This window comes from Streptomyces sp. NPDC038135 (genome assembly GCF_055601245.1).
Window position 1 is genome coordinate 265,049 of sequence record NZ_JBVJXS010000010.1, and the last position, 16,175, is coordinate 281,223.

Annotated in this window: 12 protein-coding genes; 8 read left to right on the plus strand and 4 right to left on the minus strand. The window is 72.9% G+C overall.

Annotated elements, in window-relative coordinates:
- Positions 1 to 7: 7 nt before the first annotated feature.
- Positions 8 to 1,189, minus strand: coding sequence for an ABC transporter ATP-binding protein (locus ACZ7JA_RS28550; protein WP_389451304.1), 1,182 nt, complete (start codon positions 1,187 to 1,189; stop codon positions 8 to 10).
- Positions 1,190 to 1,422: 233 nt separating this feature from the next.
- Here ACZ7JA_RS28550 and ACZ7JA_RS28555 point away from each other — a divergent pair, with 233 nt between their 5' ends.
- A complete protein-coding gene (locus ACZ7JA_RS28555; protein ID WP_470811204.1) occupies positions 1,423 to 2,520 on the plus strand; it encodes a LacI family DNA-binding transcriptional regulator in 1,098 nt (365 codons plus the stop codon).
- 69 nt (positions 2,521 to 2,589) lie between these two features.
- Here ACZ7JA_RS28555 and ACZ7JA_RS28560 read toward each other — a convergent pair whose 3' ends face one another.
- On the minus strand, positions 2,590 to 3,234 hold the full coding sequence (locus ACZ7JA_RS28560; RefSeq protein ID WP_470811206.1) for a hypothetical protein: 645 nt from the start codon (positions 3,232 to 3,234) through the stop codon (positions 2,590 to 2,592).
- Positions 3,235 to 3,631: 397 nt separating this feature from the next.
- Between ACZ7JA_RS28560 and ACZ7JA_RS28565 the strand changes: the two genes are divergently transcribed.
- On the plus strand, positions 3,632 to 4,816 hold the full coding sequence (locus ACZ7JA_RS28565) for a type III polyketide synthase (RefSeq protein ID WP_470811208.1): 1,185 nt from the start codon (positions 3,632 to 3,634) through the stop codon (positions 4,814 to 4,816).
- 60 nt (positions 4,817 to 4,876) lie between these two features.
- On the opposite strand, the gene ACZ7JA_RS28570 is transcribed toward ACZ7JA_RS28565, so the two are convergent.
- Positions 4,877 to 7,039 carry an ATP-binding SpoIIE family protein phosphatase gene (locus tag ACZ7JA_RS28570; protein WP_470811210.1) on the minus strand — a complete coding sequence of 721 codons (2,163 nt, stop codon included), beginning with the start codon at positions 7,037 to 7,039 and terminating at the stop codon, positions 4,877 to 4,879.
- Between the two features lie 238 nt (positions 7,040 to 7,277).
- Here ACZ7JA_RS28570 and ACZ7JA_RS28575 point away from each other — a divergent pair, with 238 nt between their 5' ends.
- A complete protein-coding gene (locus tag ACZ7JA_RS28575) occupies positions 7,278 to 7,580 on the plus strand; it encodes a hypothetical protein (protein WP_389298697.1) in 303 nt (100 codons plus the stop codon).
- 25 nt (positions 7,581 to 7,605) lie between these two features.
- On the opposite strand, the gene ACZ7JA_RS28580 is transcribed toward ACZ7JA_RS28575, so the two are convergent.
- The gene (locus ACZ7JA_RS28580; RefSeq protein ID WP_351666939.1) at positions 7,606 to 8,559 is read right to left on the minus strand and encodes a YihY/virulence factor BrkB family protein; all 954 of its coding nucleotides are present in this window, start codon (positions 8,557 to 8,559) and stop codon (positions 7,606 to 7,608) included.
- 271 nt (positions 8,560 to 8,830) lie between these two features.
- Here ACZ7JA_RS28580 and ACZ7JA_RS28585 point away from each other — a divergent pair, with 271 nt between their 5' ends.
- From ACZ7JA_RS28585 to ACZ7JA_RS28605, 5 genes are all read left to right on the plus strand, one after another.
- On the plus strand, positions 8,831 to 9,748 hold the full coding sequence (locus ACZ7JA_RS28585) for a phosphotransferase (protein ID WP_470811213.1): 918 nt from the start codon (positions 8,831 to 8,833) through the stop codon (positions 9,746 to 9,748).
- A gap of 178 nt (positions 9,749 to 9,926) precedes the next feature.
- Complete coding sequence (locus ACZ7JA_RS28590; protein WP_470811215.1) at positions 9,927 to 10,874, plus strand: ABC transporter ATP-binding protein; 948 nt, start codon at positions 9,927 to 9,929, stop codon at positions 10,872 to 10,874.
- A complete protein-coding gene (locus ACZ7JA_RS28595) occupies positions 10,871 to 12,226 on the plus strand; it encodes an ABC transporter permease (protein WP_470811217.1) in 1,356 nt (451 codons plus the stop codon). The genes ACZ7JA_RS28590 and ACZ7JA_RS28595 overlap by 4 nt, the downstream gene beginning before the upstream one ends.
- 4 nt (positions 12,227 to 12,230) lie before the next feature.
- Entirely contained in the window at positions 12,231 to 14,984 is a 2,754-nt protein-coding gene (locus ACZ7JA_RS28600) for an alkaline phosphatase family protein (RefSeq protein ID WP_470811219.1), read from the plus strand.
- Between the two features lie 197 nt (positions 14,985 to 15,181).
- On the plus strand, positions 15,182 to 16,168 hold the full coding sequence (locus ACZ7JA_RS28605) for a hypothetical protein (RefSeq protein WP_450752606.1): 987 nt from the start codon (positions 15,182 to 15,184) through the stop codon (positions 16,166 to 16,168).
- Positions 16,169 to 16,175: the final 7 nt, after the last annotated feature.

Consider the following 16,175-nt stretch of genomic DNA (forward strand, 5'->3'; position numbering starts at 1 on the left):
CCTGTCGTCAGCGCGAGGTGAGGGAAACCGGGTCCGCGGCGGCGGTCGCCGCGGGGGCCGGGGCGGGGTTGAGCGGGTAGGAGTGGCCGGTGGCCCAGGAGAGCCAGACGGTGTCGCCGCGGGACGGGGACGCGCAGGCGGTGCCGTCGTTGGGCTGGAAGACCGTCATCTCCGCACCGGCGCCGGTGTCCACCGTGTAGCTGGTGGAGGTGCCGAGGTAGACCACCTCCCGGACGGTGCCGCGGACTTGGCTGGCGGTGCCGGCCGGCTCTGTGGTCAGCGTGATCTTCTCGGGCCGCACGGTGAGTTCGACCGACTCTCCGGCGGCGTGGGAGCCGTGCAGCGGGACCGTGACGCGCTGACCGTCGCCGAGGTCGATCACCCCGGTCCCCGCGCTCACGGAGGACAGGCGGCCGCCGATCAGGTTGGAGGTGCCGATGAACCCGGCGACGAACGCGGTGGCGGGCCGCTCGTACACCTCCTGCGGGGCGCCGACCTGCTCGACCAGGCCCCGGTTCATCACCGCGATCCGGTCGGACATGGTCAGGGCCTCGGCCTGGTCGTGCGTGACGTAGACGAAGGTGATGCCGACCTCGCGCTGGATGCGCTTGAGTTCCAGCTGCATCGTCTGGCGGAGCTTGAGGTCGAGGGCGCCGAGGGGTTCGTCGAGGAGCAGCGCGCGCGGGCGGTTGACCAGGGCGCGGGCGAGGGCGACGCGCTGCTGCTGGCCGCCGGAGAGCTGGCGGGGGCGGCGGTCGGCCTTGTCGGCGAGTTCGACGGTGGTGAGGATCTTCTGCACCCGCTCGCGGATCTCGTCCTTGGGCACGCGCTTGCGGCGCAGTCCGAACGCCACGTTGTCGGCGACGCTCAGGTGCGGGAACAGGGCGTAGGACTGGAACACCATGTTGATGTCACGCCTGTTGGCGGGCACCCCGACCATGTCGCGGCCGTGCAGCAGGATCTGCCCGGACGTCGGTTCCTCGAAGCCCGCGATCATCCGCAGGGTGGTGGTCTTGCCGCAGCCGGAGGGCCCGAGGAGCGAGAAGAACTCGCCCTCGCCGATGGCGAGGCTGACGCCGCGGACGACCGCCGCGTCCCGGGCGCCGGCGCCGCCGAAGTCCTTGACCACATCGACGAGGGTGATGGCAGGGCCAGCGGTCTTCGGCGGCGAGGGGGTGTCGGTTGCCATCCGTGGTACCTCCGGTGTTCGGGGCGTGGGATCTGGGCTGACGCGGGCAGGGGCATGCCGTGGCCGGCCGGGGAAAAGGCGGACCGGGGCGGGTGCCGGTGAGAGTTGATAACGTTACCAACGAGGCCGACCTTACCCACGGACATGCCTCGTCCGTCAATGGTTGAATGGCCTCGAATTCCATCGGCCGTTTCCCCGGCCGCCGCCGGCCCGCCACCCATGAGAGACCGCCCATGCCCAGCACCCCCAGGCCGCCGCGTCGCGTCACCATCCCCGACGTCGCCCGGCACGCCGGCGTGGGACAGGCCACCGCCGCCCGGGTCCTGGGCGGATACGGCTCGTCCAGCGCGGCCACCCGGGAACGCGTGCTGGCCGCCGCCGCCGAACTGGGTTACAGCACCAACGCGGTGGCCCGGAGCATGATCAGCGGGCGGACCCACACGCTGGGCGTGGTCGTCGCCGACGTGGAGAACGCCTACTTCGCCCGCGCGGTGCGCGGCGTCACCGACGTCGCGGCCAAGGCCGGACTGCAGGTCGTCCTCGCCAACAGCGACGAGAAGGGCGAGACCGAGAGGTCCGCCGTGCAGATGTTCATCGAGCGGCGGGTGGACGGCCTGGTCGTGGCGCCCGCCGCGGCCGACCACGAACACCTCGACAAGGCCGTCGCCGCGGGCATCCCCGTGGTCCTCCTGGACCGCGCGCTCGGCGGCGCCGCGCTGGACACGGTCGTGGTGGACAACCGCGGTGCCGCCAAGGCGGCGGTGTCCAGGTTCACCGAAGCGGGGCACACCCGTATCGCGGTGGTCACCTCGGCCTCCCCCGACGAGGACGCCGCGCGGCTCGCTCCCGGCGCCGACATATGGACCACCACGGAGCGGCTCACCGGATACCGGCAGGCCCTGCGCGCAGCGGGCATCCCGCGCAGGGCGGAGCTGATCCGGCACACCGGGTACGACCGGGCCTGGGCTCGATCGGCCGTACTGGACCTGATGACCGCCCCCGACCGGCCCACCGCGCTGTTCACCACCGACAACGTGGCCACGCTCGGCACACTCGACGCCCTGCTCGACCTGGACGCGCACATCCCCGCCGACGTCTCGGTCATCGGCTTCGACGACGCCGAGTGGGCCACCCTCGTCCGGCCGAGGCTGAGCGTGGTCAGCCAGCCGGTGCAGGAACTGGGCGGGCTGGCGGCCGACATCCTGGTCCGCCGGATCAACGGCTCCACGGCCCGTCCCCGCAGGCACACCCTGCGCGCCGCCTACGTCTCGCGCGAGTCCACCGGTCCCGTGCCCGCGCGGGTCCGGCGGCTGCGGCCGGTGGGGGAGTGACGGACCGCCTCGCCCGCCTCCTCGAAGGCGCCGAACGCGCCGGTGCGGCCGTGAGCCGGCGGTCCGGGATCAGCTGGACGGCCGCCGGGCCGCGCTGCGGTGGATCGAGATGCCCAGGGCGAGCATCCAGTAGCTGAGGACGGCGCCCATCAGCGCGGTGGTGCCCCAGCCGTTCGCCGCGTAGAAGTGCGCGGGCGTGTTGCCGAAGAACAGTGAGGGCACGAAGGCCAGGTTGACCCCTGCCAGCACGAACGCGGAGCGGCCGGTCCACCGCGGGAGCAGGTCGGTCCGGGAGATCCCGTGGCCCACGGCGGTCAGGAAGAGCGCGAGCATGACGCGGCCGATCGACCCGTACAGGATGTAGGTGCCCTCGACCGTGACGGTCGGGTCGATCGGGTGGTCGGCGGCGATGACAGCGCCGGCCTCCAGCCCGTGGGAGACCAAGGTGATCGTCGCGTAGACCAGCCCGGCGGCGAAGGCCGTCGTGCCCACCCACTCGCAGGCGGGGTCCGCCCTCTTGACGAGCTCGCGGAAGGCGGTGGCGAAGACGATCAGGAACGCCAGCGCCAGGATCCCGATGAGCAGTCTGGCCAGGACGTTCGAGTCCGGTGGCGGCCCGGAGTAGAGGAAGTACAGGGGTACTTCGACGATGAGCGCGGCCGCGGTGGCGATGCCCGCGAGCCCCGTCAGGCGCCTGACGCCGGTTTCGTTCATGGAGATCCCCCTCGGCCCCGTGCCCCGGGGCCCTGGTCGGTCGGTTGCCGGTGAGGTGAATGCTGCCGCTCCCGCCGCTCCTCGTCGCTGGGCGTGAGCCCCGGATCAGGGGTGGTCCTGCTGACACCCTGACGGCGCGACTCATGACTGACGGTGGGTCAGTTTCGAACCTCGGAGCCATCCGGGGCCGACCGATGGTGTGTGCCGTGTCACGCACCCGAAATGTCGCCCAAGTTGTGTGCATCACAGCGCAAATGTCCTTTTAGGCCCCATCCTCGAAGCGGCTACCGGCTTCCGAAGTGGGGCCAGTCGGCGTCGCCTTGGGCGCGAAGTCCGATGTGACGCCCGCCATACCACTCGCGAAGTTCTCCCCAGTTCTCCCGGAAAGGTGCCCACCATGGCTGCTTACCTCTGTCCTCCTGCCGTGATACACGGCGAGCACGCAGTGAAGACCAGCGAGATCGTGGCGGAGGTGCGCGACCGGCACCCGGACGCGGCGTGGGCGCCGCGGATCGACGGCATCGCGGCGAGCACGGGCATCGAGACCCGTGGCTGGATGCTGCCGCTGGAGACGGCCGTGGCCCCGGGTGACGGCGGCGGCCTGCGGAACCTCGGCGTCGGGCGGGCCCAAGAGGCGCTGGCGCGCGAGGGGTTCACCGAGCAGGACGTCGACCGCGCCATCGCCGCCCTCGAGGCGGTACCCGCGCCGCAGACCGTCCAGGAGCGCACCGCGCCGGCCTGGGAGGCCGTGCAGTCCTACGGCGAGCGTGCGGCGCGCGGAGCCCTGCAGATCGCCGGGCTCGACGTCGCCGACGTCGACTGCCTGATCACCAGTCACTCCACCACTCCGGCGCTGCCGGGCCTGGACGTCGCCCTGGCCAACAAGCTCGCGCTCCGCTCCGACGCGATGCTGCTGCCGGCCACGCAGTGGGCCTGCGTGGCGGGGACCCGCTCGCTGGCGCTGGCGGCGGATCTCGTCGCCGCCGACCCCGACCGGGTGGTCCTGGTCGTGATCTCGGAGGCGCTGAGCACGACCTACCAGCCCGCGGACGACACCCTCGAGTCCCTGATCGTGCGCCTGCTGTTCGCGGACACCGCGGTCGCCACGGTGGTCACCGGCCGCCCGCGGCGCGAGTCGGTGCTGCGGCTCGACGCCGCCTGGCACCACACTCTGCCCGGCACCCAGGACCTGCACCGCCTGGAGACGCGCGCCGACGGCACCCACTTCGTGATGGACCGGCGCGGTCCGCGCGCCGTGCAGGAGACGGTCACCGCGATGTGGGAGTGGCTGCGCACCCGCTGCCAGGACGACGCCGACTCCTGGCACCCCGACGTGCTGCTCGCGCACCCCGGCGGCACCCGGGTGCTCGAGTACATGGAGCAGACGATGCCCGACACCTGGCCCTCGGGGCTCCTGGACTACAGCCGGGACAGCTACGCCAGCGGCAACCGCGGCGGCGCCGCCGTGTTCGACATCATGCGGCGGGCGCACGACGCCGGGCAGAAGCCGGGCACCCGCGCCGTGCTGTACGCGGCGGCGCCCGGGCTCACCGCCACCGCCCTCGAAGGGGAGTGGCTCTAGTCCCGGTCCGCGCCCGCCGGTGCCCGGCCGGCCCGGGGACACGGCGGGCCCGCACCCCCGTCAGCGTCCGACTTCGGCCCAGACCACCTTGCCGGTGTCCGTCCACCGCACCCCCCACCGGCTGGTGAGCCCGTGCACGACGTGCAGGCCGCGCCCGCCGTCGTCGAGGAGGCCGCCCCGGCTCAGCCGCGGCCTGCCGTTGCCGGTGTCGCCCACCTCGCACAGCAGACCGTGACCGGACCTGATCAGCCGCACGGTGACGGGACCGGTGGCGAAGCGCACCGCGTTCGTGACCAGCTCGCTGACCAGGAGCAGCACGTTCTCCCGGGTGTCGTCCCGGGTGCGCCACCGCCGCAGCAGCGCGGACACCAGCGCGCGGGCACGGCCGGGCGCGTCGTAGCGGGCGGGCAGCCGCCAGGTCGCCGTGTCCTCCTTGCGGTAGCCGATCATGCGCGCGAGCAGCAGGGTCACGTCGTCGCGCTGCCGCGCCGGCGCCAGCGTGGCGACGACCCGCCGTGCGGCCTGCTGCAGGGTGTCCCAGGGGTGCACCGCGGACACGGCGCCCGCCAGTCTGTCGATGCCCTCGTCGATGGGGACGGCCGGATCCTCCACCAGCCCGTCGGTGTAGAGGGCTAGCAGGGAGCCCGGGGGCGCGTCGAACGTGTGCACGTGAAACGGTTCCCGCAGCGCGAACTCGGCCCCCAGCCCGGGGTGGGGGCGGATGGCGAGCGGGCCCGCGCGCCCGTCCGGCGACACCAGGACCGGGGGCAGGTGACCGGCGCTGGACAGCGTCACGTGGTGGCCGACCGGGTCGTACAGGGCGATGCAGCAGGTCGAGCCTAGGGCGCTGTAGCCGGCCGCCAGCCCCGACTCCGAGTCGTCCAGCATCGTCACGGTCTCGTCCAGGTGCTCCAGCACCTCGTCGGGGGCCAGCCCCGCGGAGAGCAGCGCGCGGGCCTCCATGCTCAGCTGGCCCATGGTCGCGGCGGCCCCCAGGCCGTGCCCGACCACGTCGCCGACCACCAGCGCGGTCCGGCCGTCCGGCAGCGGGAAGCTGTTCACCCAGTCGCCGCCGACGCCCGCGCTGTCAGGGGTGGCGGGCTGGTAGACGCTGGCTATCTCGACGGTGTCGCCGCCGGTCCGGGGCAGCAGCCGGCGCTGCAGCGCCAGCACCTGCGTGTGCTCCCGCTGGTGCTGACGGGCCAGGTCCACGTGGTGGGCGGTTCTGGCCACCAGTTCCTGCAGGTCGAACAGCTCGTTGTCGCGGAAGGGGACGTCCGCCCGCCGCCAGACCTCCGCCACGCCCAGCACGACGGGCGGCGCGCCGTCGAGGACCAGCGGTATGCACGCCACACCCGCCGACGGGTCGCCGGGCACCAGGGCACGCATCACCCGCGGGGTGCCGAGGACCCGCTCGACGGCCTCCCGGTCGGGCATGACGATGGCCTGCGGAGCGTCGCCACGCCGTACCGCCTGCGCCAGCAGGCGACTGGCGTCGCCGGGCAGATCGTGGCCGGGGGTGACGTAGCCCTCGGGCCAGGCCCGGTCCGGCACCAGGGCCGCCCGCCGCAGCCGGATGCGTCCCCGGCCCTGCTCGATGACTCCCTCGCCCGTCCACACGGCGAAGTCCAGGTCGACGGCTGCCACGTCTCCCCAGGCCAGCAGGGACTCCGCCAGAGACTGCGCGGTCTCGCCGATGTCCAGCGAGGTGCCGATCGCGGTCTCGGCGGCGTACAGGTGCAGCCTCGTGGCCATGGCGATCACCGAGACCGTCAGGCCGTCCTGAGGCACCGCTGCGGGCAGGATGCTCAGCGAGACCACCAGCTCCGAACCGTCGCGGCGCCGCAGGCGCTGGATCCGCGCCACGTGCGCCTCACCGGTCTCCAGTACCTGGCGCAACCGCCGGGTGACCGTCGGTACGTCCCCGGCGGGCAGGAGATCGACGAAGGGACGTCCGGGCACGGCCTCCACGCCCGCGAAGACGGGGGCGTCCAGATTGCAGCGGGTGATCCTCAGCTCCGTGTCCACGTTGATCGCGCCGAGGATCTGGTCCTGCGGGCCGTCCGCCGCGTCTTCCGGCACGCGCCGGCCGACCGCGCGGTCGGCCGGCGCGTCGGCGGTACCGGCCGGCGCCGCACGTCCGCCGCGCGGGATGTAGCGCCCAAGAGCGCTGCTGACCAGTTCGAACGGCGAAGAGGACGAAGGGGACGGTGTGGAGTCCATGCGGCTCTCTCAGCAATCCCCGGCGCGCCGCCGGGGCCGTACGCGGACCCGTGCGTCGGGGCCCCGAGATCCCTGATCGCACACCTCATTGAATAACACCGGGAGTCGCTTCGCCCACATCAGATCGCTCGGCGCCGATGACGGAGGTGTGTGGCGGCGGTGCGGGTGGGTAAGCGAACCAACCGGAACGGATGATTCCACTCAGGGATCCGCCGCTAGAGATGCTGGAGGACAGACCGTGAGCAAGCTGATACGGCGTTGTGCCGTCACGGGCGTTTCCGCCTTCGCCGCTGTGGGGGCCCTCGTCGCCGTGGGTGGTCCCGCGAGCGCGGCCACGGCCACGACGCCGCAGGCGTCGCCCGCTTCCGCCCAGGCGACGGCCGGTCACCACCCGTCACAGCCGTCCGCGGGACACCGGCACATCGACTCCTGGGTCGCGGGCCAGATCGCGCAGTTCGACCCCGCGGCCGCCCGGCGGCTCGCGGTCTACGACCCCTGGGTCAAGGACCAGCTGGCGCAGTTCACCCCCGGCGGGAAGTGACCCGCGGGCCCGCGGAGCCGGACCCTCAGACCCCTGGGTCGGCTTCGACAGGGCCGGGCCGACGCCCGCGCGCCGCTTCCAGCTGCGCGGCGAAGGACAGCCCGAGGAACAGCGCGATCGAGGTCAGGTAGGCCCACAGGAGCAGGGACATGAAGACGCTCAGAGGCCCGTAGAGGGTGTCGAAGGAGCCGCTGACGTTCAGGTAGAGGCTCAGCAGCCAGGTCAGCGTCATCCACAGCACCAGGTAGACGGCCGCACCGAAGGCCAGCCAGGTGTAGCCGGGCTGCTTGCGGCGCGGCGATCGGCGGAAGACCGTGCTCGCGGAGATGAGCGCGAGCAGCAGCCCGAACGGCCAGCGCAGGACGTCCCAGGCGGTCCGCGCGCCGGAGTCCAGGTGGTAGACCGTCACCGCCGCCGAGGCGAGGTCGCCCCCGGCGACCATGACGACGAAGCCGAGGCCGAGCGGAAGCCCAGCGCCGACGGCCATCAGCAGGCCGCGAAGGTACTTGAGGTGGAAGGGGCGGTCGCGTTCGTTGCCGTAGATGCGGTTGGCGCCCCGCTCTATCTGGCACATCGCGGTCGTGACGTTGACGAGGGAGAAGGCGGCGCATAGCCAGAGGGTGACGGCCGCGCCGTCCCCCGCGGTCCGCCGGCCGCGGGCGAGTGCGTCGTCGACGACGCCGGCGCTGGGTCCGCGGGTGATCCGGTGGATCGTCAGTTCCGCCAGCCGGCCCACGTTCTCGGTGTGCAGGACGGTCGAGAGCCCGACGAAGGCGATGGCCAGCGGGACCAGTGCCAGCACCGTCTGCAGGGCGAGGGCCCGTGAGTGGCTGAAGCCGTCGGCGTACCGGAAGCGGACGAACGCGTCCCGCAGGAGGGACCAGCCGCCGTAACGGCGCAGCGCCGCCCACGCCTCGTCGCCGGACAGTTCCTCCCCGCTCATGTCCCGTGTCTCGGGAACCTTCGTGGCGGTGCCCATTCACCTCTCCTCGCGGCCCGGTGGGGCCGGGAGCACCCGGACGCCGCACCCGGCCGCCGTCACTGTCCCAGGCATCTGCCGCCCCCCGATTCCTCATCGGCCGCCGACGGCGGCTCTGTGCGTCTACCCGCAAGCGCGGCCGCCCAGCGTGCGATTAAACGGACGCCCGCCGTCCGCACGTGGACGCGACGCCCGCCGCCCTGGACCGTCCTCCGTAACGGAACGGAACGGAGGGTGGCACACCGTGCCGCCCCGGCTAGCGTTGCTCCGCATGACGGCGACCGAGACGGACATCACGGCGGACCTGATCCGGGATCTGCTCCGCGAACAGCACCCCGACCTGGCGGATCTTCCGCTGGAACTGGGAGCGCTCGGCTGGGACAACCAGGTGTGGCGGCTCGGCGAGGACCTAGCCGTCCGGATGCCCTGGGCGACCGAGTCCGCGGACGCGCTGCTGCGCAAGGAACACGCCTGGCTGCCCCGGCTCGCCCCGCACCTCCCGCTCCCGGTTCCGGTCCCGCGGCGCCTCGGTGAGCCCTCCGAACGCTTCCCGCGGCCCTGGCTCGTCACCACCTGGGTACCGGGCGAGCCCGCCGACCGCGCCCCCGTCACGCGCCCCGCCGAGGCGGCCGCCGCCCTGGCCGGCTTCCTGACCGCTCTCCACCGCCCCGCCCCCGACGAAGCACCGGCGGGCCGGGACCGCGGCGGCTCGCTGGCCGGCACCGCCGGACGGTTCACCGGGGCGCTCGACTCGGCCGTCGAACGAGGGCTGGTCCGCGACCCGGAGGCCGTCCGCGCGGTGTGGGAGGACGCCGCCGCGGCGCCCGAGTGGGCCGGCCCCCGGCTCTGGCTCCACGGCGACCTGCACCCGGCCAACGTCCTCACCGCGCACGGCGGTCTCGCCGGAGTGATCGACTTCGGCGACCTCTTCGCCGGCGACCCGGCCTGCGACCTGGCCGCCGCCTGGATCCTGCTGCCCGACGGCGCCGCGGACCTCTTCCACGCGTCCTACCGGCCGCGCCCGGACAGCGCTACCCTGCGCCGCGCCCGCGGCTGGGCGGTGCTGCGCGCACTGGCCGGCATCCACATCGGGGACGCCGGCGTCCACGGCCGCCCCGGAGGCAAGCGGACCTGGGGCCCGCCCGCCCACGCCGCGCTCGAACGTCTCACCGCGACGGTCCGCCCGTGAACGACCGTCCGGTGCCGACCGCACCGAGTTCTGCCCAAGTCTGGCCGCATGACGCCCGGTTCGCACCCCCGATCTTGTCCATGCTTTGACAACTCGTTCCCCGGACGTTCAACCGGCCTACCCCGCCGGAGCTGTGTGCCGTCCGTAAGGTCCCTGAGCGTTGCGGAAGAAGGGACTCATGGACGAACTCCTCGCCGTCCGCGCTCGCGGGATCACCAAGTGTTTCGGCGACGTGGTCGCGCTCGACGGCGTCGACCTGGATGTGACGCAGGGTCAGATCCACGGCCTGGTCGGACCGAACGGCGCCGGCAAGACGACACTGCTCGGCCTCCTGCTGGGGCTGGCCGCGGCGGACAGCGGCCGCCTCGAGATCCTGGGCACGCCGGTCGGCCGCGCGCTCACCGCCCCCGGCGGGGTCGCGGGCTTCGTGGACGGGCCCGGCCTCTACCCCTCGCTCACCGCCCGGCGGAACCTCGCCGCGCTGGCCGCCCTGCACGCGAACGGCGCACGGACGACGCGCATCGACGACGTGCTCGGCGAGGTCGGGCTCACCGACGTCGCCGACGACCGGGTACGGGGATTCTCCCTCGGCATGCGCCAGCGGCTCGGACTCGCCGCCGCCCTGCTCACCCGGCCCCGGCTGCTCGTGCTCGACGAACCCGCCAACGGCCTCGACCCGGCGGGCAAGAGGCATGTGCACGGGGTCCTCACCCGGCTCGCGGCGGACGGCACCAGCGTCGTCCTCTCGAGCCACCGCATGGACGACCTCGAGACACTGTGCTCCGAGGTGACGATCATCGCCACCGGACGGGTCGTCTTCTCCGGCCCGCTGGACAAGCTGGCCGCCGAGAAGCGCGAACTCGAATACCGGCTGGTGACCTCCGACGCCGAGGCCGCCCGCCGCCTGGCCGCCGGCACGGAGGGCGTCCAGACCGTCGACGACGCCGGGACCCGGTACGGCGCCCAGGTACTGGTGGTACGCGCGCTGGTGCCCGCCCTCGACGAACTGGTGACGGCACTCGTACGGGCCGGCGTCGCGCCGCGCGAGCTCACCCCCGTGGTGTCGCCCCTCGAAGCCGCGTTCCTCGCCCTGACCGAGCAGCACCAGCAGGAGCGGGCCGCATGACCACGACCCTCGCACCCCGCGGCGACGTCCGACCCCGCCCCGTTCCGCTGCTGCGCGGCTACCGGTTCGAGCTGGTCAAACTGGTCTCGCAGTGGCGCACGCGCCTGCTGGTCCTCGCCTGCTGGATCATCCCGGCGCTCTTCGTGGCGGCGGTGAGCCGGCAGAGCACGCTCCCCGTCGACACCCTCTTCGGCCGCTGGATGCACGCCACGGGCTGGGCCGGGCCGCTGGTGGTGCTCGGATTCGCGGGCACCTGGGCGCTGCCGCTGCTGACGTCGGTGGTCGCCGGCGACGTGTTCGCCGCCGAGGACCGTCTCGGCACCTGGCGCCACCTGCTCGTGGCGGTACGGTCACCGCGGCGGATCTTCGCGGCCAAGGCACTGGCCGCCCTCACCGTCATCCTGCTGCTGGTGGCCGGGCTCGCCTGTTCCAGCGCGGCCGGCGGAGCCGCGGCCGTCGGCGACCATCCGCTGGTCGGCCTCGACGGCCACCTGCTGACACCGGCCGACGCCGCCGGCCGGGTCCTGCTCGCCTGGACCTGCGGGCTCGCCCCGACGCTGGCTCTCGCCGCGATCGGACTGCTCGGCTCCGTCACGCTGGGGCGCTCCCCGATGGGCCTGCTGCTGCCCGCGCTGTTCGCGCTCGCCACACAGCTCGCCCAGATGCTGCCGCTGCCCGTCGCCGTGCGCCTCGCCCTGCCCGGCTACGCCTTCATCGCCTGGAACGGCCTGTTCACCAGCCCGGCGCAGCTGCGGCCGCTGCTGATCGGCGTCGCGGTCGCTCTCGCCTGGGCCGTGGTCGCGACGACGCTCGCCTGCCTGCTCTTCGTACGCCGCGACTTCACCAACGCCGCCTACGACGGCTCGGGGCGCCGCGCCCTGACGGCCGGGGTGCTCGTGCCGGCCGGACTGCTCGCCGCGACGGTGCTGGTGGTCGCCACGACCACCCCGTCCTCCGGCTCCGGGATCGAGCAGGAGAAGGTACAGCGCTCCCTCGCCACGGAGTTCGCCCATCTCTACCGGCTGCAGACCGGTCAACTGCACCGCCCCGACGTCTCCGAGGCGCAGCTGAGGACGACCGCGACCTGTGACAAGGGCAGTGTCCGGGTCGCCGCCGAGGGACCGGGCAACGACTGGCGCTGCGTCGTCTCGTGGCACCTGCCCGGCGTCGCTGCCACCGGCTCGGCCGTCTACCAGCTCGACGTCACCGCGGACGGGCGGTTCGTCGCCGACGGCGACGGACCGAAGGAAGTGAACGGCTACTTCCTGGTGCGCACCCCGACCGGGGACGCGCCGAACCCGCTCTGGCAGTTCGACGGCAACGTCGCTCTGCTGTCCACCTCGAAGGGATGAACCCATGCAGGTAACACGCCACCGCAGGCGTGTCCAGACGAACGGTGTCACTCTCCTCGGCAGACGCGTCGGCCGCCGGACGCTGCTGACCGCGGGCATCACCGCCGTCGCCGTCACCGCCGCGGGCACCGCGTTCGCCCAGACGCACCAGTTCGGCACCGACCAGGTCGGACAGGTCACCGACCGGGGCCAGGTGGTCTCCGCCGACCAGTACATCGCGCCGTACGGCGAGCGACTCGTCGTCGACAACGGCAAGATCATGTCGTCCTCGGTGAGCCCGGACGGCACCCACCTGGCAGCCTCGGTCACCGACGGCGGCGCCGCGCTGTCCATCGTCGACCTGAAGAAGTGGACGGTGCAGCAACTCGTCGGCACCGCCGCCTCGTCCAGCCCGCGCCTCGGCAGCAACGAGGTCGGCCAGGAAGGCCCCACCTACTCGCCCGACGGCTCGCAGCTCTGGCTCGGCCAGACCGACGGCTACACCAGGTTCAGCGTGAACCCGGACGGCAGCGTCGCCGATCCCACCTCCGTGAAGATCCCGGCGGACGGAACCAGGCACGCGCTGGTGGGGGAGGCGGTGTTCTCGCCCGACGGCTCCACCGTGTACTCCGCGGTCAACGGCCAGAACCGGGTCGTCGCCCTCGACGCGGCGACCGGCGCCGTCCGCCGGAGCTGGGCCGTCGGCAACGCCCCGCGCGACCTGGTCCGGGTGGGCGACAAGCTGTACGTGAGCAACGAGGGCGGGCGCCCGGCCGGATCCGGCGACACCACCCTGAACTCCTACGACACCCAGGTGCCGGCCGACCCGAAGACGGGCGCCACCACGACCGGCACGGTCGGCGTCATCGACCTGGCGCACCCGGACGCCGCCCCCACGAGCATCGACGTCGGTCTGCACCCGACCGCCCTGTACGCCAAGCGCGGGGCGCTGTTCGTCACCAACACCGCCACCAACGACGTGTCGGTCATCGACACCCGCCGCGACAAGGTCGTGCAGACCATCGCGACGCAGCCCTGGCCCGAGGCCTCGGTGGGCTACGAGCCCGACGCGGTGACGCTCACCGACGACGGCCACCTGCTGGTGACGCTCGGCCGCGCCAACGCGGTCGCCGTCTACCGGTACAGCACCCCCCAGGAGCCGGTCAGTTACGTCGGTCTGCTTCCCACGGACTACTTCCCGGCGGAGATCGCCACCGTCGGCGACCAGGTGCTGGTCTCCAACACGCGCGGTGTCGACGCCCGCCGTCCCACCAGCGCCGCCGGGCACGCCACCCACGACACGACGTCGAGCCTGACGCGGTTCGCGCTGCCCGACGACAGCGTCATCAGGTCCCAGACCCCCAAGGTCTTCCGGCAGAACGGCTGGAGCCGCGGCTCGGTGCAGTTCGCCGAGGGCAAGGGCCACGCGAAGCCGGTGCCGGTCCCGCAGCGGCTCGGCGACCCCTCGACGATCAAGCACGTGTTCCTGATAGTCAAGGAGAACCGGACCTACGACCAGCTCTTCGGCGATCTCCCGCAGGGCAACGGCGACCCGTCGCTCGCTCAGTTCGGCGAGAACGTGACCCCGAACCAGCACGCCCTCGCCGAGCAGTTCGGGCTGTACGACAACACCTACGACATCGGCACGAACTCCGCCGAGGGTCACAACTGGCTGATGCAGGCCGACAATCCGGAGTACACGGAGTCCTCGGCCGGTGAGTACAAGCGCAGTTACGACACCGAGGACGACGCTCTCGGCCACCAGCGCACCGGGTTCATCTGGTCCGGCGCCCAGGCGGCGGGCAAGAGCGTGCGGAACTTCGGCGAGTTCCAGCAGTTCCTGTCGAAGCCCGCGGACGCGAGCTGGCAGAACCTGTACTGCGACGCCAAGAACATGGACGCGACCGGGCAGGACACCGCGTACACGCTGAACTCGTCCTCGCCGATCCCGTCGCTCAACGACGTGTCCGTGCACGGCTTCGCGAAGTTCGACACCAGCGTCCCGGACATCTACCGGCACCAGATCTGGAAGCGCGACTTCCAGAAGAACGGTCCGGCGAACCTCAACATGTTCTGGCTCTCCAGCGACCACACCGGCGGCCCGGCGAACGCGGCCGCCCAGGTCGCCGACAACGACCTCGCCACCGGCCGGATCGTCGACGAGATCTCGCACAGCAAGTACTGGAAGGACTCGGCGATCTTCGTCGTGGAGGACGACTCCCAGGCCGGCCTCGACCACGTCGACGGCCACCGCGCCCCGATCCAGATCATCAGCCCCTGGGCCCGGCACGGCACGGTCGACAGCCGCTACTACTCCCAGATCACGGTGATCCGGACCATCGAGCAGATCCTCGGGATCCATCCGATGAACCAGAAGGACAGCGCGGCCACCCCGATGCGGGGGGCCTTCACCCAGAAGGAGGACCCCACGCCGTTCACCGCGCTGCCCAACCGGACCTCACTGACCGGCGGCCTGAAGACCCCGCCCGCCTGCGGCGTGGACACACCGGCGCCGCAGGACCCCGCGGCGGCCCCCGCGCCGTCGGCGAAGGTCCCCGCGGACCAGCGGTCGCTCGCCGCGAAGTGGGACCGCTGGAAGTCGAAGCAGCGTCTGACCGGCCCCAACGCGGTGCCCGACTACGCCAACCCCGCGCAGATGAACCACTTCACGTGGTACGAGACGCACAACTGGAAGAAGCCGTACCCCGGTGAGAGCAGGCTCTTCGCGCCGGACGACGTGCCGGGCGCCTACATCCCGTCGTCGGAGTCCGACGGCTGACACCCCAAAGAGCATGAGGGGCCCCCGTCCGGCGTCGCAGCCGGGCGGGGGCCCTGCCGTTCCAGGCCGCGGTGCGCACGCCATCGTCCGCGGGGTGGAGTGCCGGGTTCGCCCAGCGGGGGAGCGGGGCACGCCCGGGGGCTGATGCGAAGGCCCGCGGGGGCGCCGGACGATGGGGCCCAGCGGAGGGAGACGTCGTGGAGCGTTTTGACCGGATCGGGCGTGCGGCGGCGTACGGAGCGGCACTGGCCCTCGTGCCGTACCTGGTGATCAAGGTGTCGTGGGTGGTCGGTTCGCTGCTCGGACTGCTGCCCGTCGGACGGGGGTTCAGCCTCGGCGGGTGGCTGGTGCTCAACACCGTCACGATCGGCATGGCCGGGGCCGGGATCACCTTGGGGCTGGCGCTGGTGCGGCCGTGGGGGATGCGGATCCCCGGTCGTCTGGTGGGATTCGTCGGCTGGGTGGGCGCGGGGTTCCTGGTGTCGATCCTGCCGTTCGTGGTCGTCAGCACGCTGATGAACTCCGGTGCGCGGGCGCCGGGTTCGGGAGGCTCAGGGAGCTCCGGCGGTGACGCGGCGATGCCGGGCTGGGAGGCGGTGCTGCTGCAGTGCAGTTTCGTGGGCACCGGGATCGCGCTCGCCGTCGCGCTGCCCGCCTATCTGCGCCGGCGCTGGCCCCACGCGCTGCGCAGGCCCGAGTGGGCGCCCGCTTCCCGGGAACCGCTGTGGCCCGCCGTGACCGGCGCGGTGACCGGCCTGGTCTGGCTCTACTGGGCGGCCGGCGGCCTGCTGGGCATCGCGCACCGCGAGGAGCGGCCGGCCGACTGGCATGTACTGGTCGGGGTCAGCGCGTGCTGGGCCCTGGCCGCGTCCGCCGCCGTGGCGGTCCTCGGCCGCCGTCGCCCGGCCAGGCTGCCGTATCCGCTCGTGCTCGCCCTGGCGTGGCTCGGCTCCGGCTCGATGTTCGCGTGGAGCGGCTGGCGGCTGCCGGCCACGGTGTACGTGGCCCTGGCCCACCCGAGCGACGTCGCCTACCCGGAGAACGCCACGCTCGCCGTGGCCCTGCACCTCACGGCCGTGCTCGCGGGGGCGGGGATCATGCGGACGCTGACGCGCGACCGCGGCCGGGCCGGCGTGGCCGCCGATGACGGGGAGCCCGCCGAACGGGTGGGCGGGCGGCGGTGAACGCGGG